General features: G+C 54.5%; 19 protein-coding genes. 5 read left to right on the forward strand and 14 right to left on the reverse strand.

Going from position 1 to position 23,224, the window contains the following annotated elements; genetic code table 11:
• Positions 1–54 precede the first annotated feature (54 nt).
• From trpA to larC, 13 genes are all read right to left on the reverse strand, one after another.
• Entirely contained in the window at positions 55–837 is a 783-nt protein-coding gene (trpA, locus tag QET40_RS03150) for a tryptophan synthase subunit alpha (protein ID WP_280125724.1), read from the reverse strand.
• 25 nt (positions 838–862) lie between these two features.
• Positions 863–2,035: a tryptophan synthase subunit beta gene (trpB, locus tag QET40_RS03155; protein ID WP_280125725.1), complete on the reverse strand. Its 1,173-nt coding sequence runs from the start codon at positions 2,033–2,035 to the stop codon at positions 863–865.
• Positions 2,028–2,690 carry a phosphoribosylanthranilate isomerase gene (locus tag QET40_RS03160; RefSeq protein ID WP_280125726.1) on the reverse strand — a complete coding sequence of 221 codons (663 nt, stop codon included), beginning with the start codon at positions 2,688–2,690 and terminating at the stop codon, positions 2,028–2,030. Before QET40_RS03160 ends, trpB begins: the two co-directional genes overlap by 8 nt.
• A 7-nt stretch (positions 2,691–2,697) precedes the next feature.
• Positions 2,698–3,483: an indole-3-glycerol-phosphate synthase gene (locus QET40_RS03165; protein WP_280125727.1), complete on the reverse strand. Its 786-nt coding sequence runs from the start codon at positions 3,481–3,483 to the stop codon at positions 2,698–2,700.
• Positions 3,473–5,065: an anthranilate phosphoribosyltransferase gene (gene trpD / locus QET40_RS03170; RefSeq protein ID WP_280125728.1), complete on the reverse strand. Its 1,593-nt coding sequence runs from the start codon at positions 5,063–5,065 to the stop codon at positions 3,473–3,475. Before trpD ends, QET40_RS03165 begins: the two co-directional genes overlap by 11 nt.
• Entirely contained in the window at positions 5,049–6,455 is a 1,407-nt protein-coding gene (locus QET40_RS03175; RefSeq protein WP_280125729.1) for an anthranilate synthase component I family protein, read from the reverse strand. Before QET40_RS03175 ends, trpD begins: the two co-directional genes overlap by 17 nt.
• 305 nt (positions 6,456–6,760) lie before the next feature.
• Positions 6,761–7,099, reverse strand: a complete 339-nt coding sequence (locus QET40_RS03180; RefSeq protein ID WP_280125730.1) for a multidrug efflux SMR transporter — start codon at positions 7,097–7,099, stop codon at positions 6,761–6,763.
• A 12-nt stretch (positions 7,100–7,111) separates the two neighbouring features.
• A complete protein-coding gene (locus QET40_RS03185) occupies positions 7,112–8,983 on the reverse strand; it encodes a 4Fe-4S dicluster domain-containing protein (RefSeq protein ID WP_280125731.1) in 1,872 nt (623 codons plus the stop codon).
• 134 nt (positions 8,984–9,117) lie between these two features.
• Positions 9,118–10,068 carry a DUF362 domain-containing protein gene (locus tag QET40_RS03190; protein WP_280125732.1) on the reverse strand — a complete coding sequence of 317 codons (951 nt, stop codon included), beginning with the start codon at positions 10,066–10,068 and terminating at the stop codon, positions 9,118–9,120.
• Positions 10,069–10,192: 124 nt separating this feature from the next.
• On the reverse strand, positions 10,193–11,164 hold the full coding sequence (locus QET40_RS03195; RefSeq protein WP_345783051.1) for a bifunctional helix-turn-helix transcriptional regulator/GNAT family N-acetyltransferase: 972 nt from the start codon (positions 11,162–11,164) through the stop codon (positions 10,193–10,195).
• Positions 11,165–11,272: 108 nt separating this feature from the next.
• A complete protein-coding gene (gene larB / locus QET40_RS03200) occupies positions 11,273–12,016 on the reverse strand; it encodes a nickel pincer cofactor biosynthesis protein LarB (RefSeq protein WP_280125734.1) in 744 nt (247 codons plus the stop codon).
• Positions 12,013–12,831: an ATP-dependent sacrificial sulfur transferase LarE gene (larE, locus tag QET40_RS03205; RefSeq protein ID WP_280125735.1), complete on the reverse strand. Its 819-nt coding sequence runs from the start codon at positions 12,829–12,831 to the stop codon at positions 12,013–12,015. The genes larB and larE overlap by 4 nt, the downstream gene beginning before the upstream one ends.
• Positions 12,821–14,047, reverse strand: coding sequence for a nickel pincer cofactor biosynthesis protein LarC (gene larC / locus QET40_RS03210; protein WP_280125736.1), 1,227 nt, complete (start codon positions 14,045–14,047; stop codon positions 12,821–12,823). The genes larE and larC overlap by 11 nt, the downstream gene beginning before the upstream one ends.
• Positions 14,048–14,375: 328 nt before the next feature.
• Between larC and QET40_RS03215 the strand changes: the two genes are divergently transcribed.
• Positions 14,376–16,241 (forward strand): 4-alpha-glucanotransferase, encoded by a 1,866-nt coding sequence (locus tag QET40_RS03215; RefSeq protein WP_280125737.1) that lies wholly within the window; start codon positions 14,376–14,378, stop codon positions 16,239–16,241.
• A gap of 163 nt (positions 16,242–16,404) precedes the next feature.
• Here the strand turns inward: QET40_RS03215 and QET40_RS03220 are convergent, their stop codons facing one another.
• Positions 16,405–17,262: a hypothetical protein gene (locus QET40_RS03220; RefSeq protein ID WP_280125738.1), complete on the reverse strand. Its 858-nt coding sequence runs from the start codon at positions 17,260–17,262 to the stop codon at positions 16,405–16,407.
• 183 nt (positions 17,263–17,445) lie between these two features.
• Here QET40_RS03220 and nspC point away from each other — a divergent pair, with 183 nt between their 5' ends.
• The 4 genes from nspC to recJ all read left to right on the forward strand — a co-directional run bounded on the left by nspC (position 17,446) and on the right by recJ (position 23,188).
• Entirely contained in the window at positions 17,446–18,657 is a 1,212-nt protein-coding gene (nspC, locus tag QET40_RS03225; protein WP_280125739.1) for a carboxynorspermidine decarboxylase, read from the forward strand.
• Between the two features lie 45 nt (positions 18,658–18,702).
• A complete protein-coding gene (gene speA / locus QET40_RS03230) occupies positions 18,703–20,637 on the forward strand; it encodes a biosynthetic arginine decarboxylase (RefSeq protein WP_280125740.1) in 1,935 nt (644 codons plus the stop codon).
• A gap of 297 nt (positions 20,638–20,934) precedes the next feature.
• Positions 20,935–21,321, forward strand: coding sequence for a hypothetical protein (locus QET40_RS03235; RefSeq protein ID WP_280125741.1), 387 nt, complete (start codon positions 20,935–20,937; stop codon positions 21,319–21,321).
• Positions 21,322–21,448: 127 nt separating this feature from the next.
• Positions 21,449–23,188 (forward strand): single-stranded-DNA-specific exonuclease RecJ, encoded by a 1,740-nt coding sequence (gene recJ / locus QET40_RS03240; protein WP_280125742.1) that lies wholly within the window; start codon positions 21,449–21,451, stop codon positions 23,186–23,188.
• Positions 23,189–23,224: the final 36 nt, after the last annotated feature.

Raw genomic sequence — 23,224 nt, forward strand, 5'->3', positions numbered from 1 at the left:
CTCTGCTACAAAGGCAACGGGCGGCGATGGGAGAAAGAAGAAGGAAGGTTCTTTTTAGCGTTTTACCCAGGGGCGCAGGAAGTCGCCAGCTAAATGCCCTGCCTCAATGTGGCGGATCAGGGCACTGCCGAGAACGGCGGCGTTGGGCTGGGCGTCGAAGGGGAGTTCTTCAAGTTGCTCCGGATTTTGGAGACCGAATCCGAGAGCGAGCGGGATGTCGAAACAGGCTCGGGCACGGCGCATGGTTTCGATAACGGTGTCTGTCAGGCTGGTTTTGCCTCCTGTAATGCCAAGGACAGAGACGACATACACGAATCCTTTGGATATGGCAGCATATTCACGCATGCGTTCTTCCGTCGTGTTGGGAGCGACGAGCGTGATTAGAGCCAGGTTGTGGGCATCGAATGGTTTGCGGAAGATGCCGCTTTCCTCCAGAGGCATATCGGGAACGATGAAACCGGAAATACCCGCGATGGCAGCATCGAGAGCCAGTTTGTCCGGCCCGTATTGGAGGAAGGGGTTGGCATATCCCATCAGAACGATTTTAGCGTGGAACTTGCCGCGCCTTTGCTTGAGCCCATCGATGATCCAGCGGAGCGAGATGCCGTTTTCAAGAGCATTGCGGGAGGCGTTCTCGATAACGGGGCCGTCGGCGACGGGATCGGAAAAGGGAACTCCGATTTCGATGATGTCAACACCGGCTTGGTCCATATTCTCCATAACGGACCAGAAGGTGTCCGGGGTAGGGAATCCGGCTGTCAGGAAAGGAATGACTGCTTTCCTTTTCTGTTCATGGGCATCCAGAATGGCTTGGTGAAGCGGATGAATCGTATTCATGATAAATGAGTGAAGTGGTAGCAGATCAGAATTGGATATATTGGCTGACAATGCCTAGGTCTTTGTCTCCGCGTCCGGAGAGGTTGACGAGTACGTCGCATCCTTCGGGGAGAGTCTCGGCATTTTTGAGAACCCAGGCCAGGGCATGGGAGGATTCCAGAGCCGGGATGATGCCTTCTTCCCGGCAAAGGGATGAAAATGCCTCAAGCGCATCCTGGTCGTACACGATACCGTAGTGGACGCGTCCCGTTTCTGCGAGGTGGGCGTGTTCCGGTCCGACGCCCGGGTAGTCTAGTCCGGCGGAAATGGAGCTTGAGGGCATGATCTGCCCGTCTCCGGTTTGCAGAAGCATGGTGATGTGACCGTGCAGGACTCCGGGGGACCCCAGGTTGATCGGGGCGGAGTTTTGGCATCCGGGTTCTCCGGTGCCCCCTGCTTCGACACCGATGAGTTTGACATCCGTGTCTTTGATGAAGGGGTGTAGAATACCGATAGCGTTAGAACCGCCGCCGACGCAGGCGACGACATAATCCGGCAGTTTGCCCGCCCGTCTCAGCATTTGGGCACGGGCTTCCTTGCCTATAATGGATTGGAGTTCACGAACGAGAATCGGGAAAGGATGGGGCCCGGCTGCCGTACCGAAACAGTACAGGGTATCGTGCTGGTGGGCGATCCAGTAGCGCAGAGCTTCATTGATAGCATCCTTGAGTGTGCGGGATCCTGTTTCCACGGGAAATACTTCTGCTCCGAGGAGCTTCATGCGCATGACATTGGTTGCCTGCCGTTCAACATCTTCAGCTCCCATGAAAATGGTGCAGCGCATGTTGAGGCGCGCTGCCGCAGTGGCGGTGGCGACACCATGCTGACCGGCACCTGTTTCGGCGATGAGGTGGGTTTTACCCATCATCTTGGCGAGGAGGGCCTGTCCAAGGGCATTATTGATTTTGTGGGCTCCCGTGTGGTTGAGGTCTTCCCGTTTGAGCCATAGGCGGATGCCTAGTTTTTCCGAAAGATTGGGACAGAAAGTCAGAGGGGATTCCCTGCCGACATAGTTGACGAGCAAGTCCTGGTAGGCCGTTTTATACTCGGGGCTTTGCATGATGGTCCCCATGGCGCGTTCCAATTCGGTGAGAAGGGGCATGAGTGCTTCCGGGACGAATTGGCCGCCGAAGTTGCCGAAGTATCCTTTTTTATTCATGTGTTGTGATGGGGGTAAGTTGACGGTGACGATAGGGGTCGATAGCCCGCATGGCGGAAAGAATCGAAGAGGCTGATTTGTGGCCGGGTGCCCATTCGACACCCGAGTTGAGGTCGACTCCATCCGGTTTGCAGGAGGTCAAAGCCTGGGCGAGGGAGGCGGAGGAAAGTCCGCCTGCAAGGAACCAGGGACGGGGAGATTGCAGCGTGTTCAAAGCATTCCAGTCAAGTGGTTTCCCGCTACCTCCCCCGTGGGAACCAGCGTCCAGGAGGAACCATGAGCAGGAGTCGGCATGGCGTTCCATGTCGGCTTGGAGTTCCCGTACGGAGGCGTATTGCTGCGGCCAGAGGACACGGATGATTTTGTCTGCTCCAATGCCTTTGGCACAGGCGATGGACTGGGGACCGTGAAGCTGTGCAAAGTCCAGGCGTGCGATGTCCATGATGCGTTTGATTTCCTGTTCGTCTTGTTTGACGAAAACACCGACTCGTTTGAGATGGGCGCTTTGAAGCCCTGCTGCCCGGTTGGGGGAGATATATCTGGAACTGCTACTGTGGAAGATGAAACCGCAGAATTGGGCGCCCATGCCCATGCAGGTGTCCAGATTGCTCTGGTGGGTGATGCCGCATACTTTGATGCGAAGTGATTGGTTCATGATAAAATTAGTGAAGGTTGGCGATGAGGGAGGAGAGGTTGTCTCCCGGTTTGCCGTTTTGCATGAGGGCCGTACCGATGAGGGCTGCGTGGTAACCGGCTTGTGCGGCGGCGGTGAGGTGGGATGGTTGTTCCATGGCCGAGGCGGCGATCCATATTTCTCCATCCTGGCGGAACCGGACGAGATTAAGGCAGATTTGCCGGTCGGTTTTCAACGTGTCGAGGTCGCGGGCATTGACTTGGATGATGCGCGCTCCGGATTGGCGGGCAAGTATCAAGTCTGCTTCATCGAAGATTTCGACGACGGCATGGATGCCGAAGCTTTCAGCTTGTTCCCGGAGGGTCCGCAACAACCCGGCATCCGGAGTAAAACGGACGATCAGGAGCATAGCCGAGGCAGCTGTGGCGGCTGTGGCCGTCACTTGCAGAGGATCCATGATGAAGTCTTTGCGCAGGAGTGGAACTCCGGGAGCTGCCATGCGATCCAGGAATCCCAGTTCTCCTTTGAAGAATTGTTCTTCCGTCAATACCGAAATACATGAAGCTCCGGCGTGAGCGTATTGTTCGGCGACGAGTTCCGGACTTAACCCTTCGGCGATGATTCCGCGGGAAGGAGAAGCCTGCTTGAACTCCGCGATGATAGCCAGGGACTGGTCGGAAGGAGGAGCCTGCAAGGCCTGGAGAAAATCCGGACGGCGGCCCTGCCGAGGAACCGGCAAAAGGCCCGCCCGTTCCAGACGGCGGAGTTCCCGGATTTCCGGTTCCTTGGCTTTTTTGAAGTTATCAAGCAACATGGAGCGGTTTCCTTCCTACGCCGGCTGTAACGGCTTCCCTGGCACGAGCTATGCAGAGGGGCAGGGACTGGTCGTCCTCCATCAGGTAGATGGCCAGTCCGAGATTGAGGGCTACCATGTCTTGCATGGGGCGGGTACCTCTGCCTTCGAGCAGCTCGTGGAGGACGCGGACGGCGGCGTCCTTGGTTCGGACGGTGAGTTCCTCAGGAGTACATGGTGCGATACCGAAGGAGGAGGGTTCGACCGTGATGTCTTCGCGTTTGCCGTTGCGGACGATGGCTACCATGGCCGGACCGATGGGAGTGAGTTCGTCATAGCCTCCGGCCCCGTGGACAACGGCGGCTTTTTCGAAGTGCGACTTTTTGAGGGCTTCGGCGATGAGACCGACAAGTTCCGGCCGTGCGACTCCCAGCAGGATGTGGGATGGACGGGCCGGATTGAGCAGAGGACCCAGGAGATTGAATATGGTGCGGACTCCCAGTTCCCTCCGAATGAGACCGACATTGCGGAAGGCCGGGTGGTAGTTCGGAGCGAAGAGGAAAGTGAAGTTACGCTGGGAGAGCATGTCTTTGACTTGATCCGGCGCGGTGTCAAGGGGAAGCCCCAGAGCTTCAATAGCATCGGCGGAACCGCATGTAGACGAGACGGCTCGGTTACCGTGCTTGATGACTTTGTAACCCATACCTGCCATTGTCAAGGCAGTGACGGTGGAGCAGTTGAAGGACGAACGGCCGTCGCCGCCTGTGCCGACGATGTCGATGGCTTTACCTTCGATACCGTTGACGCGGACGGCACGGTTGAGGCCGATGTTCATGGCGCAGGCTAGTTCCAGAGGTGTTTCTCCTTTCATGCGCAGCCCCATCAGGAAGGAGCCTGCCTGCGAGGAGGTCATGTGTCCGTCCATCAGGCTGGCAAAGGCGGAGGCGGCTATTTCCGCGCTCAGGTCGTTGCCTTCGGCCAGTGTATCAAGGATGTTCGAGACACGGCGTTCCCGGTGCTGATCGGGGAGGATTGTGTTGGGGAAGTTGGCCAGGAGGGTAAGACCTTCCGGAGTCAGGATGGATTCCGGGTGGAACTGGACGCCAACCCACGGGCGGTCATTATAGCGGAGAGCCATCACTTCGTTTTCCGGGCCTCGGGCGGTGACGGTGAAACGGGGATTGGGTGCGTTTTCCGGAGATTGGACGACAAGAGAGTGGTACCTGCCCACTTTCATCGGATTGGAGATTCCCTCGAACAAGCCCTGTTCATCGTGGTCGATGTCGGAACATTTACCGTGCATCACATAGGGGGCGCGGCTGACTTCCGCTCCGGCAAAATGCCCCAGAAGCTGGTGTCCGAGGCAGACTCCGAGTACCGGGATGTGTGCCGGCAATCTCTTGAGGAATTCCAAGCATAATCCGGCGTTGGCGGGATGGCTGGGCCCCGGAGAAAGACAGACTTCTGTCAGTTCGGGGTCCGTCGCGAGTTCTAGGATACGGGGGTCGTCGTTGGTGAGGACAACGGGGTTTCGGCCCAGCGTGTAGAATGCCTGGACGAGGTTGTAAGTGAATGAATCGTAGTTATCAATGAGTAGAAACATGGTCTTCTCCGGTTAAAATGACGTCAATAATTTTCCCTTTGTTCAAGCATTCCTGCCATTCGTTCTCCGGCTTGGAGTCGTATACGAGGCCGGCGCCTGCCTGCCAGTAGATCTTTCCGTTGCGTTCCCACATGCTGCGGATGGTGATGCCGGCGTCCATGTGGACGGTATCCTTATCGAGTCCGAGCCATCCGATACATCCGGCGTAGGGCCCGCGAGGGAGGGGTTCGGTGTCGGCGATGATTTCCATGGCCCGGACTTTGGGGGCGCCGCTGACGGTACCGGCGGGGAAGGTTGCCGCAAGGATGTCGATGGGTTCCAGATCAGGCTGGAGGCGGGCCATGACTCGGGACGTCATGTGCATAACGTGGGAAAAGCGTTCGATTTCCATGAGTCTTTCCACTTTGACGGAGCCGGGTGTGGCAAGACGGCCGAGGTCGTTTCTGCCGAGATCGACGAGCATGACGTGTTCAGCTCGTTCCTTGGGATCCTGCAGGAGGTCGGCGGCGAGTTCGGAGTCTTCCACTTCCGTGGCACCACGCTTGCGCGTTCCGGCAATGGGGGAAAGCTGGAGGGTGCCTCCGGTACAGCGAACAAGGAGTTCCGGAGAGGAACCGAAAAGACGCAGGCCGGGAAGATCCATGTAGAACATGTAAGGGGAGGGATTGATGCTGCGCATCCGGCGGTACAGGGTAAAGGGATCTCCCTGGAAATCGGCCGAAGCCTGGGTAGCGAGGACGACCTGGATGCCTTCTCCGTCGTGGAGAAGTTCCCGCACTTTGCGGACGCCGTCCATATATCCCTGTTGATCGGGGGTACGAGTGACCGGACCGATGACGGGAGCGGCCGTTTTCCCCGGGTGGCGGAAGGAGAGGTCTCGGTGATCGCCCAGGCTTATTTGCGTGAGTCGGTTGTAAAGGTGATCGAAGACGATGACGGTGCCGGGCAGAACCAGGCAGGCTTCCGCGTCGGAGACATGGATGGAGTTTTGCAGCTTGGGCAGGAAGAGGGCGGCTGTTTCGTAACCGAAGTAGCCGTAGAGGGCACGAGTAATCGGGGGCTGTTTTTTGTCGTCGGGAATGAGGGTGATGGCTTGCATTATCCGCCGGATGCCATCCGGGTAGGGCATGCCGGTTAGGGAGGTCAGGGTGCTAAGCCTTTTGTCTTCCGTTTTCACGTCAAGCTTTCCGTTAGCGCAGGATGCCGTCAGAAGGAAATCGCAGGCAATAACGCTGAAACGGCCCCATTTGCCGTCCACTTCGGCGCTTTCAAAGAGCAGGGCCTTGTCTCCGTTTCGGGTGACGTTCAGGAACAGACTGATCGGGGTTTCCAGGTCGGCATTTAGCCGTCTGCTTTTTTGTTCCAGGGTGATTGTTGGAGTGGGTTCCATAGAGGGATGTTTGGGGTGGAGGGTTGGATAGGGACAATAAAAAAACTGCTTTGATTCTTGCGGGGGAATCAAAGCAGTTTTCAGAAAAACTTTATTGGCATGATAATGTTACGCCTGCACAGCGGGATTCCCCCGTTCCGAAGAAAAGGTACGCCACCAATAGTAGCCAAAGGTAAATCCTTTGGTTGTCGTTATGTTGATGGTTGGCGTGCAGGGTTGCATTCGCGAGAATTACTACTGCTCATCGGATCGATGTGCAAAGAACTCCTGTGTCATACAGAATTTTTTGGACCCGCTTGGAACATTCACGAATGCGCGGGTGCCAGTTTAAGTCCGATAATCCCGATAAGGAGGCATGTGGCAGCCATCATGCGCCAGACATTGTTGGAATCACCGAAGAAAGCGATGCCTATGGTGAATGTACCGAGAGCACCGATACCCGTCCAGACGGCATAGGCTGTACCGATAGGGATGGAACGCTGGGCCAACCAGAGGAAAAAACCGCTGGCGGCCATGCTGGCAACGGAAAAGGATATCCATGCCAGCATTTTGCTGCCCGACTGAGGGCCTGTTTGCGACAGTTTGAACCCGAGGGGCCAACCTATTTCAAACAATCCGGCCAGAATGAGGTAGATCCAGGACATGGTGAATGAACATCAGAATGCGAAATCTTTACCGGCATTAGGGTCTTCGACCTGTTTTTGGACGAGTACCTCCGCTTGTTCGTGGACGGGGATGGCATGAATGCGTACCGCTTTGACGGGACAGGCAAATTCACAGGCACCGCAGCCGATGCAGTATTGGACGGAAAGTTTCGGGATACGGATGTTCCAGCGGGATTTTTTCATTTCCAGGGCAGAACCCTGGCAGGTTTTGATACAATCTCCGCAGCCGGTGCATTTGTCGTAGTCGATGACGATGCGGTCTTTGACGATGGAGACAGCCTTTACCTTGCAGGTATGGGTGCAGTCTCCGCAGAGAATGCAGCTGTCTGCGTCCCAGGTGGGTTGCTGGATGTCTACCATGTCCAGTGCCTTGGTCGGGCAGTGTTCCGAGCAGGCTCCGCAGTCTGTTTTGTCGCAGGCCGCAATGCATTCGGGCAGGTGTAGTTCCGCTTTGGCGATGCGCGTATGTTTCTTTTCGGCAAGATCAATCGGGCGGATGGCTCCGGCCGGACAGACATCGGCGCAGGAAGTACAGTCGAAGTTGCAGAAGCCTTCCGAAAAGTCCATGTGTGGTTTGAGGATGCCGTTCAAACCGTATTCCATGTAGGCGGGACGAAGACATTTGGTCGGGCAGGCTTCCAGACAGAGGTGGCAGGCTGTGCAGAAATCGAGGAAGTGCCGGACGCTTTTACTGCCCGGAGGCGAGATGGCATGGGCGGACGGAGCTGCCGGAGAAGAGGCGGTACGGGTGAATTTGTTCCCGGTTTTGGTGTTGATGGTCGCAGCGGCACCGAGCAATGTAGCTCCCAGGAAGGCTCGCCTGTTACCGGAGGGCAGGGCGTTCATGACTTGTTCCGCGGATGGAGCTTGGGGCTTTTCGGTTTTCTTTCCGGTGCGTCCGCCGGATTTTTCAGACCTGTCCTTCGGAGAACCTTCTTTGCGGGTACGCCAGGTGAAGCGGTAGTGGATGCCGCGTTCATTGCAGGAGGAAGAACAGTCAAAACAGTTGACGCAACGGCTGTAATCGATGTCTCCCTTTTTCAAGTCGATACATTGGGATTTGCAGGACTTCATGCACATGCCGCATTTGATACATGCCGATTTGTCGATGGTCGGACGGAAGGCGGAGTACCGGGAAATCAGGCCGAGAAAGGCGCCGACGGGGCACAAGGTGTTGCAATAGAGGCGGCCTTTGCGCAGAGCCATGATCCAGATGACAGCCAGCAAGGCCAACGGGATGAATGTGACGGCTCCGACATAGATCCAGTCCGGAGGGATATGATAAAAGGTGTCGCTGAGTCCGGCGAATACGTTGTTGATTTCAGCCAGTGTCGGGCGGAAGACCATGCTCATCATGCGTCCGAACTGGCTGTATGGATCCAGCCACATGAGCAGATTGCCGATGCCGGTTAACATGGAGAGGATAACCAGAGCGAGGACGGTTCCCCGAATCCAGCGGACGGGAGGAGCGTAGCGGAATGCTTTTGCCTTGCCTGTTTTAAGCATCCGGGAAATGCGAATCAGTACATCCTGGAAAATCCCCAGCGGACAGAGGAACGAGCAGTATACTCGTCCGAAAAGAAGAGTGGCTGCCAGCAATCCTGCCAGAATGATAGCGGATGGTACGATGACACCGGAAAGTGTGCTTTGCAGGGCAGGGGTGAATTGGAACTCGGCCAGCGTATGACCCCAGGAGTTAGGCAGAAGCTGGAAAATGTTTGCGAAGGCAATTGTGAAGAGTCCTAGAACGATGGCGGCGATGATGATCCTCAATACTCGCAGGAGATAGAAGTGTTTGCCGGCGGGGGCTGGCTTCTTCCGTCGGGACTGTGATGGGGAATTGGCTGGGGGAATATCGTTCATGCTCTAAGAGATCAAACACCGGAACGGAACTTGGGTTGCCACGGTATAGAATTTGTTTGCCAAAATGCGACAGGATATCCGGTATACCCGAGCCGGGAGGGCCGGATATCCTGTGCAAGACTGTTCAACGGACGTTAGGCCTGTTTGATGCGTTTGATATTGAGTTGGTCAATGTCGCAACGGCCATGTCCGGCGGCCGCGGCTAGTTCAACGTGCTTGATGCCGTTTGCCTTATGTCCCAGGATCATGGCGCCAGCCGCATCGCAAGCGACGGGATCGCGGGAGACGATCAGGGTCTTGGTAGACAGGAGGTCTGTAGCATCCTTGCCCTTGGGACCGTTGCGCATCATCGGGGTAAAAGCATCCAGGATGTTCAGGTCCGGCTTACGGAGCAGGACTCCATCGCTGATGCATTGCTGGAGGTCGTTTTTGTGGAAGAATCCGCGATCCCAAACGAGCCCCATGACGTTTTTGAGACACCCTGTCATGACGGCTCCGCCGTGATGCTTGAGAACGGGCATGTTGATGTAGACGTCGGATTCTGCGATAAGCTTGTGGATCTTGGCCTGCTTGAGTTTGACGGCATTGGGGGCTTCGCGATCCACGTACATGCTTTCGTCATTGCCGGGAACCATCTGACCGCCTGCTTTTTCGACAGCTTCCTGAATGCCGCTATTGGCGTAGGAACGCTGCCATGCATCGCATGTGTGGTCGAAGACGCAAACTTCCTTGGCCCCGGCTTTTTTGCAAAGTTCAACCATGTGGCTGACGAGGCTGGGGTGGGTGTTGGCTGCCAGATCGGCAGGTTTATCCCATGCAGCGTTAGGTTTGATAACGACCGTTTGTCCCGGTTTGACGAAGGCGGTAATGCCGCCGAGGGCCTCAAGGGCGGCATCCAGCATGGCGACGCGGTCTTCGCCGCGAACGGCGACGAGATCCGGCGTGCCGGAGGACTTCCCTGCCGGAGCGGAAGGGGAAGCCGGAGTTTCTGCGGCGAACAGGCCGCCGAGATCGATCAGGGAAAATGCCGCACCTACGGCAAATCCCTTTTTAAGGAATTCTCTCCTTTGCAAATCAGCGTTCATAAAATTGGGGGGGATCGGGGGTGAAATGCGCTTCTCTCCTTGAAGAGCATCCCTATCCTAAGTTATTTTTAGTTGGAGGCAAGCATTGAGTCTTACCTATTTGTGTCTGTATGCAAATTGTGTCCTATTCTTTGTTTCGGAATGGAACCAGCGTCAATTTCATTTGGATGTTGCCTCTTGCATAGGATAAATGATGGCCTTTTAATTCCTGGAATCCCAGTTTCCGGTAGAGATGGATGGCTGGCTCCAGAATGGTGTTGCTTTCCAGAAATATTTTTTGAGCTCCCAATTCCATAGCTTTTCGGATGACTGTTTCCCCCAGTAGAATACCGATGCCTTTGCCCTGCGCCTTCGGACTAACCGCCAGTTTGGCGAGTTCATAATCATAATCCGGATCATCCAGTTTACACAGGGCGCAGACTCCGACCGGTTCTCCCGCGTCCAGGGCGACGAAGATGTACCCTCCTTTGTCTAGAATGTACTCCTGGGGATGATCCAGTGCCTTGTAGTCCGATTTTTCCATTTGCCAATGTGCGGTAATCCATTCTTCATTGAGGGAACGGAATACGGGTTGATACCGTGGTTCGTAGGGAACGATAGCAATGGATTTACTCTCCCTCGCTTTTTTGACTTCCCGAACGCGTTGAATGAGTGGCTGTTTTTCTAGAAGTTGCTCCCATTCGCCAAGCGCTTCCCACAGGTCGTGCTGCGTTTCTTCGGAAATTCTTTCGATGGCTTCGGTGACATCGGCATACGGGGCCTTGATGGCTTCCGCCATGAGTTGTCCTTGGGAAGACAGCATAATGACATTCCTCCTCTTGTCGGTCTCATCCCGGATTTCCTGAACAAGACCGCCGGTAAGCATTTCCCTGACGATTTTACTGACGGACGGATGAGAATGCCCTATTTCCTTGGCTATGTCCGTTACTGTGCCTGTTTTTCCCTGAGATAGAACGAAGAAGACCGGAAACCACTTCGGCTTGATGGATACGCCGTACAGAGTGAAAATCCGACCGGCATCTTCGGTGATCTTGTCGGTGAGCATTCGTAGCCGGCTTCCGATGGCCATCTGCCCCGTCCGCTTAAAAAAATCAATGGCTGGCATAATTGTGTAATTGATTACGTAACTTGTTACATAATTACGCGAATCATTTTCGGGAGTCAAGAGAGTTCATGGAAGGAATCGGGAATTTTCCCAGAATTTTTAGGCGAGGGTATTGATTAAATGGGCGTTGAATCCGGCGCCAAATCCGTTGTCGATGTTGACGACACTGACGCCGTTAGCGCACGAATTAAGCATGGAGAGCAAAGCGGAGAGTCCCTTGAATCCTGTGCCGTAACCGATGCTGGTAGGTACGGCAATGACCGGGACTCGGACGAGTCCGGCCAGAACGGTTGGGAGGGCACCTTCCATTCCGGCGACGGCAATCAGGACTTTAGCTCGGCGAATATTCTCCAATTCATCCAGCAGGCGGTGCAATCCTGCAACTCCACAGTCGTAAAAGCGTTCGACACGGCTGCCGAGGAATGTGGCGGTGAGCGCCGCTTCTTCCGCGACCGGCATGTCCGATGTCCCCGCACTGACGATGCCGACTGTTCCGCCGGAAACGGGTACAGGCGTCCTGACGATAGAAACGAGCCGGGCTGTCGGGGAGAGCGCCGCTTCGGGGAAGCGGGATCCGAAGGCGTCGAGTCCTTCGGGTGTCAAGCGTGTGGCAAGGACATTATGACCGGCATTGAGCAGGCGTTCTGCGATTTCCAGAATCTGGGCGGGTGTTTTTCCTTCGCCATAGATCACTTCTGAGATTCCCGTCCGTTCCTTGCGGGCGAGATCAAGCCGCGTATGGCCCAGATTGGCGAGACGGTTGGCTTTCAGGTTGGCGAGCGTTTCTTCGAGAGTCAGGGCTCCGCATTTGAAATCGCGGAGGATTTGTTCGTCCGGGTTCATGGGGTGGAGGGAGGCGTCGGGGGAGTCATATTGCCCATGGTGTAATCCCGCAGGTCGAGAGTGACGAAGGCAAAACCCAACTGGGAAAAGCGTTCGAAAACGGCAGGAGGCATATCCCGAGTGAAGAATGCGGGCCATGAGTCGCGGCTGAGTTCAATGCGTGCCAGTGTTCCGTGGACGCGGACCCGGCAGGAGAGGAATCCGGCGTCGCGCAGGAATTGTTCCGCCCGATCCACATTGGTGAGGAGGGTCTCTTGGACGGGGCGGTTGTGTTCCAGTCTGGTCAGCAGGCAGGAATATGCAGGTTTTTCGGTAATTTTTGCCTGGATGCCCAGTTTGCGCCCGAGTTCGCGGATGTCGGCCTTTCCGATCCTTGCTTCGCGGAGCGGGCTGGCGATACCCGCTTCGACAAGGGCTCGCATGCCCGGGCGGTCTTCCGGGGAGTCATCGGCATTGGTACCGTCCGCCAGATAGCGGAATCCTTCCCGGGATGCTTCTTCGCGCAAGACGTTAAAAAGTCTTTTTTTGCACAGGTAGCAACGATCGGGCGGATTCGTGGCGATATCTTCCGGGATGCCGACTTCCAGAACGCGGTGGCGGACATGGAGGTGGGAGCACAATTCTCGTGCATCCTCGACTTCTTCCTCCATCATGTAGGGTGATTGGATGGTGAAAGCGATACAATGGTCGCTGCCGAGGACATTAGCTGCAAAACCGAGCAGAACCGAGCTGTCTACGCCTCCGGAGAGGGCGACGGCAATGCGTCCGTGGTGCTTGAGGATTTCTTCCAGATCTGATTCGCGTCTAGTCATCATGGCTTTCGTTACGGGAGATTTCCTTTCGTATTTGTTCGAGGGTGATGTGGTAGTCCTGCGCCATGTCCCGGCAGGCATCGTATTCCGGTTTGAGGCGGATGGCGCCGTCCGGTGATTCCGCCAACTTGGCAGGAAGTGTCCCCCATGGGGTTGTTACAGTAATTTTCTTGCGAGGAAGTGCGGATTTAACGACAGTGCGGATGCGTATGCCCAGTGTTGTGCTATGCCGGAAAAAGGCGTCGCGGACATTGTCCAGGCGGGAAGGGGGAAGCAGGGAACAGACTTTGGTGGCGAGCCTCCCTTTTTTCATGACAATGGGTTCCTGCCAGACGTCGCAGGCACCAGCTTCGAAGAGGCTCTCAGCGAGAAAGGCGAGGTGTTCCGGCGTCATGTCGTCGATGTTGGCATGGATTTCCAGGTTTTCTTCCTGAATGAGGAGGGATTCTCTGGAGGCATTGTTCGTTTCCGTTTCGTAGAGGAAGACGCGGAGGATATTCGGCAGGCATTTGGAATCCCGGTGGCCGATGCCTATGCCCGCGGCCCGGCAAATACCTTGGATACGGGGGGAAAAGGTTCCGACCATGGCGGCAATGTAGGCGGCGCCTGTCGGAGTAGTCGCTTCGTGATCCGTACCGCCGATCCCATGAGGGAAACCGGTGGCAAGCAACGCTGTGGCCGGCGCTGGGACGGTCATGACTCCGTGCTGGCAGCGGATAGTTCCGGAACCCAGCTCCACGAGAGACGAGGTGATGGAATCCGGTTTCAAATAATCCAGGCAGATGGCGGCTCCAACAATATCGACAATGGAATCGACGGCTCCTACTTCGTGGAAATGGACTTCTTCGGGCGGCATGCCGTGCACCTTGCCTTCCGCATTTGCCAGAAGCCGGAAAATTTTAAGGGAAGTTTCGATGACATTTGTTGAAAGCGTACTGGCAGCCAGGAGGTTTTCAATATTGGTCAGCGTCCGGTGTTCATGGTGGTGATGTCCATGGTGATGGTGGTCGTGTTTCTTTTCATCAAGAACGACATCAACACGCGTTCCCATGATTCCGCTTTTGGAATCCGTGGAAACATCGATATGATAGCCCTCCAGAGGCAGGTTTGCCAATTCCCGGACAAGATGGTCGAAGGGGACGCCAAGATTCAGAAGGGCGGCAAGATTCATGTCGCCGCTAATGCCCGCAAGACAGTCGTAATGTAGCACCAGACTCACATTGCCTACAGTAGGTGAGCTGTGCTCCGATTCAAGATAAAAGGGGGGCTGTCGCGCTCCGCTTTCGTCATGATGCCGCGTTTTCCGGTGTCATGTACTCTTTCGCCCTGGAACAGTGATGACGATGAAGGACAGTGTTTTACGGATATCCCTGCATAAAATGGGAAAGGGGCGATTCTGACATCTTTCCTTACATGTTTCCCTTGTTGAGATGCATGGGCCATGGTATGTTGACAACAATTAATATCTCTTCTGCATCGGGTCGGGAGGCTTCGCTACGAAGCGGAAGTGACCGGACGGATGTTTTTCTCATTCCAACGCATTTTTCATGTCCAGTTCCAACACACACAGGTTAGCCGGGATTGTGCTTCCCCTCTTTTCCGTTCGGCGTAATAACGACCATGGCATTGGGGATTTGATTGCCCTGCGGGAATGGATCGACTGGGCGGCTGATTATGACGTTGGCTTCCTCCAGTTGTTGCCGGTGAATGCCTTGGGAAACGATGAAACGCCGTCTCCGTATTCGGCCATTAGCTCCATTGCCTTGGAGCCTCTTTATATCGCGATGGAGCCCTGGTCTCTCCCGGGAATGAAGGAGAGGATTTCCTTTGATGTGAATGATGCCCCGGCTTCCCAGTATCCGTCAGGGGATTGCCTGGTCGATTATCCTAAAGTGCGGCGGTTCAAGTATCGTGTGTTTCGGAAGTGCTGGAGTGAATTTCAGACAGACAAGGTGTTGGAAGGCCTGAGGAATGAGTTTGAGGAATGGAAGGATCAGCAGGATCAATGGCTGGATGATTTTGCCTGCTTCAAGGTGTTGAGCAGTTTGTTCGGTACGGATGTCTGGTGGCATTGGCCGGAGCAGGATCCGAATAATGCCCGCGGAATTGCCTCCGAATATGAGGACGAAAAGGAATTCGAGAAATGGCTCCAGTGGGTGGCTTTCCGGCAGTTCGGACGGTTGCGCAAGTATGCCGACTACCGGGGTGTGGCCCTGATGGGAGATATTCCCATTGGCGTTTCGATGGCGAGTTCGGATGTATTTTTTGAGAGGCATTTGTTTGATACGGACTGGTGTGGCGGAGCTCCCGCCGAAGGAGCGTTCTCACAGGATCCTTTTACAGCGAAATGGGGACAGAATTGGGGAATTCCCCTGTACAGGTGGGATGTGATGGCTCATGACAATTACGCTTGGTGGCGGAGGCGCCTGACTTATACGGCGGCTATTTTCACAATTTACCGGATTGATCATATCCTTGGGTTTTATCGAATTTACGCGTTTCCTTGGAAGCCTACGGAGAATGAAATGTTCCTGCCTCTGAGTTATGAAGAGGCGGCGGCCCGGACGGGAGGGCGCCTGCCCGGTTTCAAGCCCCGCGGGGACGACAATGCCTGGGACAGGAAGCAGAACTTGATTGCCGGGGATCTGTACTTGCGGGTTTTGCTGGCGGCGGCGTCCGGCGTCCGCGTAGTCGGTGAAGATCTGGGTTGCGTCCCGGACTATGTCCGCCCGAACATGAGACAGCTTGGCATTGCCGGGTTCAAGATTCCGCATTGGGAGATCGACTCCGATGGAAGGATTATTCAGGGAGACAGGTATAATCCCTGTTCGTTTGCTACGTACGGGACGCATGATTTTTCGACGATCATGGAAACGTGGAACGATGCGTACAGGGCAGTGGAACTTGCCAAGAAGGCCGGACTTTTCAAACGGGGAGTTCTGGCTGATACAAGCAGTGCCGCACAGGAGGGGATTCGCCGGGATGCCGCGAATTCTTTGCGTCTGCTGAACTGGTTTGCCGATTACTGCGGAGTGGATGCCAAATCCATGATTTGTCCGTGGAATGAAGCGGTAAAGAATGCCATGTTCCTGGCGTTGATGAAATCCCGCTCGGATTATGCGGCTTTGATGTGGACGGAGTTGTTCGATTTGGATTGGCGGCTCAATGTGCCGGGAACGGTCGGTGGAACGAACTGGAGACGGAGGCTGCCGGTTACGGCAAGAGCAGCCCGAAGGCTTCCCCAGTCCGCGTGGATCAAGGATGTCATCGTGGAGTCCGGTCGCGTGCCGGATGCTTCTCTCGATATGTGGGAACAGCATAAGATTGCTCCCTCCCAGTTTTTTGAAGTGCCAATCCTTGCGACGGATTTGGAGGAAGTGCAACGGTATTTGTTGCAGACGAATTACCATTAATAGATGGAGTGTCGGAGACTCTTGCCCTTGACCCTTACTTTGGAAAACAGAGTGGAGAGAATGCTGCGTTTTTTTGTTCTGGAAAGTGGCGGGAACGAAAAAGGAGCGGCCCACATTTCGTGTGTGCCGCTCCCTGATGGATTGAACTGATTCGAATTATTTTTTAGAAGGGATCGTCTCCGGCTGCAGCGGGATCGGCAGCAGGTTCGGGGTCCTTGGAAGATGTGTTGTCAGCTGCGGGTTCCTTGATGCCATCAGCTGCAGCAGGATCTTTCGTGTCGTCAGCGGTAGCGCCTTCTCCGAAAATGTCGTCGGAACCGGCTGTGGCGTCTGTCGTATCCGCGGAGGAGGCTCCGTCAGCCGCTGGTTCTTCCTTGCCGGCTCCGGTCTCGTCAGCATCATTGGCTGTTGAGTCTGCCTTAGGCGTGGGGGCGGCACTCTGTTTGGCCGGAGCCTTGGGGGCTTCTTTCTGGGGGAGTGCTGCGGAAGCGGGCTCAGTCAACACGGTGGGTTCAAGGCCGAGTCTCTTGCGAATGCTCTGACGGTAGGCATCGGAATGTTGAAGTCCCTTCAGGATTTCATAAGCCAGGGCCGGAGCTTCGGGCGTTTCGTTGACGAGCAGTTTGTAATTGCCGCAGGTAGGGAATTTTTTAACGTTTTCGATTGTGGCACGTTCTGGCACGAGGAATCCGACGAGTTGTCCGTTGGTGCTGGTGCAGAGGATCCAGCCTGCATTATCCACTTGGATGAACTGCTGGGGATGGATATAGTCTGCAGTCTTCCATTTGGCGTCCTTCAGGTATTCCACCATGGCGGCTTTCGCCTTTTCGGGGATGGGACCGTATGCTTGGAACTGGCGACTTGCAGGGGCCATGCTTCCATTAAATCCGTACACTTCCGTGACTGAGGAGTTGTAAAGTTTCTGCGAAGCGGAATTGGGCGCAACGTGATGGCAGCTGGTGGCAAACAGACCTGCTGTTACGCCGATGGCAAGCATGGCGATGGAACGAAGGGGCTTCATGGTGCTCATAGGTTTTATGTGTTTCTATATGAAACTGGAAATCGTCTGCTTTTTCAAGGGAAAATGTGTCAGGTGCGGGTAAAAAATGAACAGAAGTGTGACAATATGGTCTTATTAACTGTCCGAATTGATATTTTTGCTCGCCAAACGCGTTTTTGTGCATAGCTTGAGATCAGTCCATTGATGCCAGCCTACATTATGAATCTGGAGGCGTTGGTTCGCAACGCCCGTATCCTCCGTCAAGTCGCCGATGCCGCCGGCTGCAGGATCGTCATGGCCTTGAAAGGGTTTTCTTCCTGGGCATCTTTTCCGTCCATTCGTCCGTATCTGGACGGGTGTTGCGCTTCCGGCGTATGGGAAGCTCGTCTTGCCCGTGAAGAATTCGGAGGAGAGGTGTTGACGTATGCTCCGGCATACAGCGACGAGGATTTGGTGGAGTTGCTGGAGATCTCGAACCATTTGGACTTTAACAGTATGACCCAGTGGGAGAAATTCCGGGCAACCGTTATGGCCCATCCCCGCTTCCAGAAGGGGGAATTGAAATGCGGCTTGCGCGTCAATCCCCGGTGTTCGACCGGACATACGGCTTTGTACGATCCCTGTGCTCCCGGTTCGCGCCTGGGGGTGGTGGCCGGGCATGTGCTTGGTACGGATATTTCCGGTATTTCCGGATTGCATATGCATACGCTTTGCGAACAGGGAGCGGAGGATTTGGCATTGACGCTGGAAGTTTTGGAAAAGGATTTTGGAAGCGTGCTGTCGCGTCCGGAGATTACGTGGTTGAATCTCGGCGGCGGGCATTGGATTACCAAGCCGGACTACAATAGGGAGCTTCTCATTGAACTGGTGCGCGGGCTTCGTCTCAAATATGGAGTAGAAGTCTGGCTGGAACCCGGAGAGGCTGTGGCTGTCCATACGGGCGTGTTGCGCTGCAACGTGTTGGACGTGTTTGAGTCGGATGGATTCCGGCACGCCATTCTGGATATCTCCGCGTCAGCCCATATGCCAGACGTTCTGGAGATGCCGTATCGTCCGGATGTTTTTCTCGTCGAGAGGGGGAGTGGTCGTGATTCCGGTTGTTCGGCGTATTTTCCGGCTGTCCGCTTATCGGATGAATCGTATTTGCGGGCGGGAGGCGCTGGAGAGCAGGCGGAAACATACAGATTGGGTTCTCCAACCTGCCTGGCCGGGGATGTGATCGGCGATTATTCATTCAGCCGTGCCTTGGACGTGGGGGACGTGCTTGTGTTTGACGATATGTCTCATTATACGATGGTCAAAACAACATTTTTCAATGGTGTGCGCCACCCCGATATTGTCTTGCAGGATAGGGATGGGCGGCTGAAAACGGTGAGGGAGTTCACGTACGGTGATTTCCGGTCGCGACTTGGATAAAAAAAGCCCGGTGAGGCATTCTAATTATTTTTGAATTTTACGAACATGGGAACACGCAGGGAAGGAATCAAACAAAAGGTACGGGGCTGGAATCACTCCGATTCTGCAGAATTGTATGGAATTGACGACTGGGGCAACGGGTATTTTCGCGTTAATAAAAGCGGGGAAGTGACCGTGCGCCTTACGGACAAGGATGACTCTCGCAAGGACGTTTGCCTGACCGATCTGGTGGAGGGGCTCGCAGAACGAGGAACGACGGTTCCCGTCCTGTTCCGTTTCCGCGACTTGCTTCGCTGCCGTATCAAGGAACTCAACGAGAGTTTTCGCAATGCGATCAAGGAGGCGAAATACCAGGGTAAGTATCAGGGAGTTTACCCGATCAAGGTCAATCAGCAGCGACAGGTCATCGAAGAAATCACCGAATTTGGCACGCGTTACGATTACGGTCTGGAAGCCGGTTCCAAACCGGAACTGATTGCCGCATTGTCGTACATGCATAATCCGAATGCCTATCTGATTTGCAACGGCTACAAGGATGACGAATTTATCGACCTTGCCCTGACGGCGCAAAAACTGGGCATCAACATCTTCATTGTCTTGGAAATGCCCTCCGAATTGGAGGTGATTCTTCGCCGTGCTGAAAAATTGAAGATCCGCCCCAATCTGGGAATTCGCGTCCGTTTGGCGACCAAGGGATCCGGCCTATGGCAGGAATCTGCCGGCGACAAGTCGGTGTTCGGTTTGAATACGGCCCAGGTGATCGACTCTGTCGATAAATTGAAAAAGGAAGGGTATCTGGATTGCCTGAAACTTCTTCATTTCCATCAAGGATCCCAGATTCCGAATATTTCCGTGATCCGTGAGGGGTTGACGGAAGCCGCACGCATCTATGTGGATCTCGTCCGGGAAGGAGCTCCGTTGGAGGTGCTCGACATGGGCGGCGGGCTGGCCGTGGACTACGATGGTTCCAAGACTAACTTTCATTCGTCCTGTAACTACTCCATCGCGGAATTCGCCCGTGACGTCGTGGAAGTAGTCGGGGAAGTCTGCAACAAATACGATGTCGAGCATCCGACGCTTGTTACGGAATCCGGTCGTGCCGTCGTGGCTTATTATTCCGTACTTGTGTTCAATATTCTGGATGTGACCAGCGCTCCCGGGACTGACGAACCGCCGGCCATGCCTGAAAATGCTTCGGAAATGCTCAAATGCCTGGCAGAGACGAACCGCATCATTTCCCGCAAAAATCTGCAGGAATGCTACAACGATGCCTGCTACTACCGCGACCAGTTGCGCGCCCAGTTTTTCTACGGCAATAGTACGCTCCGCGAACGCGGTGTGGGCGAAGCTTATTACTGGCACATCCTCAAACGTATTTCTTTGATGTTGACCGAGATGGAGACGATTCCCGAGGATTTGCGCGAATTGTCCTGTTCTATGGTAGACTTCTACTATGGCAACTTTTCCCTGTTCCAGTCCCTACCGGACTCCTGGGCTATTGACCAGTTGTTCCCAGTGATGCCTTTGCAGCGTCTCGACGAACGGCCCACCAACAAAGCCGTCATTGCCGACATTACCTGCGATTGCGACGGGAAGATCGACCATTTTATCGACCGGGAAGACGTTGCCAAGGCCCTTCCTCTGCACGATGTAGCTCCGGATGAAAACTACTATGTCGGAGTTTTCCTCGTCGGAGCCTATCAGGAAACCCTGGGAGACCTGCACAATTTGCTCGGAGATACGAATGTCGTCGGCGTCCATCTGGAAGAAGGACGTCCCGTCTATACTCACGAGGTAGAGGGAGATACTGTTGCTGATGTCCTGTCGTATGTCGAATACGATCCCAAAGCTTTGATTGACAAATTCCGGACATTGGCGGAGAACGCCGTATCATCCGGAAGGATCACTCCCGCAGAACGCCGTAAAGCGATGGACGTGTTCCGTTCAGGCTTGAACGGCTATACATACTACGAACTCTGAACCGGCGCGCTTCTTTATGGAAGCGGCTGCGCTCAATGGACGAAACCGTTGAAGAATGATTCTTCTTCAGGTTTCGGTCATTGGTCGTTGTAATGTTTCCGAAAAGACGGATAAGGCGATATTCCCTGGACGGAGACTATGCTTGCAGGTTTTCCTGTTCCCCGGACAGTTTTCATATTGTTCGGATTTGATGACTAATCCAAAATATTTTTTTGATAATGGATAAAATCCAGGAAATCTATGTTAATTCCAGTATTCATGTTGACAAGTCATTCTATGCAGAATAGATGATATCCTATGATGAAGAAAAGGGTAGATCCCGGCGTTGACCGTGCAGCCGGGGATGAACAAACAGAGGAAAGCCTAGTTAATTTGGGACGCAAAATTTTGATCGTTTGCGGTTGGCTGAATCTCTTGGGGGCAGTATTGTTCGGGGGGTATGCATTTTACACGCATTACGTGCGATTGGTTCCCATGATCGAAACGATCAAAGCATGGCCGGTGATGACCTGGATGGTGTTGCTCGTTCTGATGCTGGCAACAGCCGTAGTGGAATTGTGCCTGATTCTGAAAGAAGTTCCTTTCCGTTTGATTGCTGCTCTTTTTGTTCTACAGGTTTGTTTGTTTCTTACATGTGTCTACTTTCTTGTCTATCCATTATTGGAAGTCATCCATGAGATGTGACGGGTATTTGAAATGTCTTGTAGCGTGCGGCCCGGAGCACTTCTTTTCGTGACCCGGAATTTGTTCAAGGAAGAGAATATCGCACTCCATCCTTGACCCGTTGGCGTTATGGGCTGAATATGCGCGCATGATTTCCGGGTTTCATTGGCAGATGCGTCCTTCGTGCGCGAATGAACACGGGAAAGATGCGGATTTCCCGGAAGGGATTCCGGAACTTGTCCGGCATTTGCTGCTGAGGAGGGGACATGGCGGAGGCATTGAGACGGAACAGTTTTTGTATCCGCGGCTATCCGATTTGACGGATCCTTACCTGATTGCGGACATGCGTGCCGCCGTGGACCGTATTTTCAAGGCTGTGGATGCAGGCGAAAGCGTATGTATCTATGGTGACTACGATGTGGACGGAGTAACCTCCGTCGCCTTGTTGCAAGCCATCTTGCGGGCATACGATTTGGAACCCCGCCTTTTTATCCCCGTCCGTTCTCGCGAAGGCTACGGTTTGAGCGAGCAGGGAGTGGCACGATGCCTGGAGGAAATCGACTGCGATCCGACTTTGATTATTACTGTGGATTGCGGCACATCGTCCGTGGATGAAGTGGAGGAACTCCGTGACCGCGGTATCGATGTTATTATTCTGGATCATCACGAAGCCGGTCCTCAGGGGCTTCCTGCCGCAGTCGCAGTGGTGAATCCCAAGGTTGAAGACAACAGCCCTTATACTTATCTATGCAGTGCGGGGGTGGTGTTCAAGCTGACTCACGCGCTTCTCAAGGAACGCAAGCTGAAAGATTTCGACCTGAAACAATATATGGATCTCGTCGCTGTGGCAACGGTGGCGGATATTGTTCCTCTGGTAGATGAAAACCGCCTTCTTGTCCGCCACGGCCTGAAACGCCTGGTAAGCAGCCGTCACATGGGGTTGCAAATGCTGGCGACGCTGGCGGGATTGTCCGCCGTGCCGACCGCCGCCCATGTTGGTTTCCGCATCGGTCCCCGCATTAATGCCGCAGGACGCATGGACGCGCCGATGGATGCCCTGGAACTGTTGTTGACGATGGATTCCGACCGTGCCCAGCAGCTTGCCCAGTTGCTTGACGGGCATAACAAGAAGCGTCAGGAGGAGGAGGAGACGATAAGGTCGGAGGCTATTGCCATGCTTCAGAAGGATTTCGATCCGTCTCGGGATCATGTGATTGTGCTGGGTTCACGCTCCTGGCATCCTGGAGTGGTCGGTATTGTGGCGTCCCAGTTGATGCGAAGATATTACAAGCCGACTTTCGTCATTGCGATTGACTCCACGGGAGTCGGCAAAGGCTCCGGGCGGGCGATTCCCGGCGTCTCGCTGGTGCAGGCGATCAATTATTGTTCGGATTGCCTGATTTCCGGAGGCGGCCACGACATGGCTGCCGGTCTTGTCATCGAGGAAAAACAGTTGGACATGTTCCGTGAGAAGTTCAACCGTTATGTGGAAGAGACAACGACGCCGCAGCAGAGGATGCCTATTCTGCTCATTGATGCCGAAGTGACGTTTGCGGAGTTGACTCTGGATTTGCTGGATAGCTACGAGTTGCTGGAACCTTTTGGTAATGCGAATCCTCTGCCGGTGTTCATGTCCCGCGGGATTTTTCCGACGGAACCACCGAAGCGTGCCGGAAATAATCATTTGAAATTGTTTATGCGGCAAGGATTTGTCGAACGCGACGCTATTTTCTTCAATGGAGCAGACTTCGATCTTCCCGAACCTCCCTGGGACATTGCGTTTACCATTGACCGCAATGTGTTCCGAGGGAGGACTTCTCTGTCTATTTCCATTCAGGACATCCGCACTTCCGTCCCTCCCGGAGAGGATGACCAGGCCTGGGTTTAAGACAGCGTGCGTTTGAGAGTGAGCGGGGGGGCGGGC

The organism is Akkermansia sp. N21169 (assembly GCF_029854675.1).
GTDB lineage: Bacteria > Verrucomicrobiota > Verrucomicrobiia > Verrucomicrobiales > Akkermansiaceae > Akkermansia.

Excerpts from the sequence above, each read along its gene's own strand:
- QET40_RS03160 (WP_280125726.1), bottom strand. The coding sequence starts at position 2,690 with ATGAACCAATCACTTCGCATCAAAGTATGCGGCATCACCCACCAGAGC.
- QET40_RS03180 (WP_280125730.1), bottom strand. The coding sequence starts at position 7,099 with ATGTCCTGGATCTACCTCATTCTGGCCGGATTGTTTGAAATAGGTTGG.
- QET40_RS03190 (WP_280125732.1), bottom strand. The coding sequence starts at position 10,068 with ATGAACGCTGATTTGCAAAGGAGAGAATTCCTTAAAAAGGGATTTGCC.
- trpD (WP_280125728.1), bottom strand. The coding sequence starts at position 5,065 with ATGTTTCTACTCATTGATAACTACGATTCATTCACTTACAACCTCGTC.
- recJ (WP_280125742.1), top strand. The coding sequence starts at position 21,449 with ATGATTTCCGGGTTTCATTGGCAGATGCGTCCTTCGTGCGCGAATGAA.
- trpB (WP_280125725.1), bottom strand. The coding sequence starts at position 2,035 with ATGAATAAAAAAGGATACTTCGGCAACTTCGGCGGCCAATTCGTCCCG.
- speA (WP_280125740.1), top strand. The coding sequence starts at position 18,703 with ATGGGAACACGCAGGGAAGGAATCAAACAAAAGGTACGGGGCTGGAAT.
- trpA (WP_280125724.1), bottom strand. The coding sequence starts at position 837 with ATGAATACGATTCATCCGCTTCACCAAGCCATTCTGGATGCCCATGAA.
- QET40_RS03235 (WP_280125741.1), top strand. The coding sequence starts at position 20,935 with ATGATGAAGAAAAGGGTAGATCCCGGCGTTGACCGTGCAGCCGGGGAT.
- larB (WP_280125734.1), bottom strand. The coding sequence starts at position 12,016 with ATGAACCCGGACGAACAAATCCTCCGCGATTTCAAATGCGGAGCCCTG.
- QET40_RS03215 (WP_280125737.1), top strand. The coding sequence starts at position 14,376 with ATGTCCAGTTCCAACACACACAGGTTAGCCGGGATTGTGCTTCCCCTC.
- nspC (WP_280125739.1), top strand. The coding sequence starts at position 17,446 with ATGCCAGCCTACATTATGAATCTGGAGGCGTTGGTTCGCAACGCCCGT.
- larE (WP_280125735.1), bottom strand. The coding sequence starts at position 12,831 with ATGATGACTAGACGCGAATCAGATCTGGAAGAAATCCTCAAGCACCAC.
- QET40_RS03185 (WP_280125731.1), bottom strand. The coding sequence starts at position 8,983 with ATGAACGATATTCCCCCAGCCAATTCCCCATCACAGTCCCGACGGAAG.
- QET40_RS03165 (WP_280125727.1), bottom strand. The coding sequence starts at position 3,483 with ATGTTGCTTGATAACTTCAAAAAAGCCAAGGAACCGGAAATCCGGGAA.
- QET40_RS03175 (WP_280125729.1), bottom strand. The coding sequence starts at position 6,455 with ATGGAACCCACTCCAACAATCACCCTGGAACAAAAAAGCAGACGGCTA.
- QET40_RS03220 (WP_280125738.1), bottom strand. The coding sequence starts at position 17,262 with ATGAAGCCCCTTCGTTCCATCGCCATGCTTGCCATCGGCGTAACAGCA.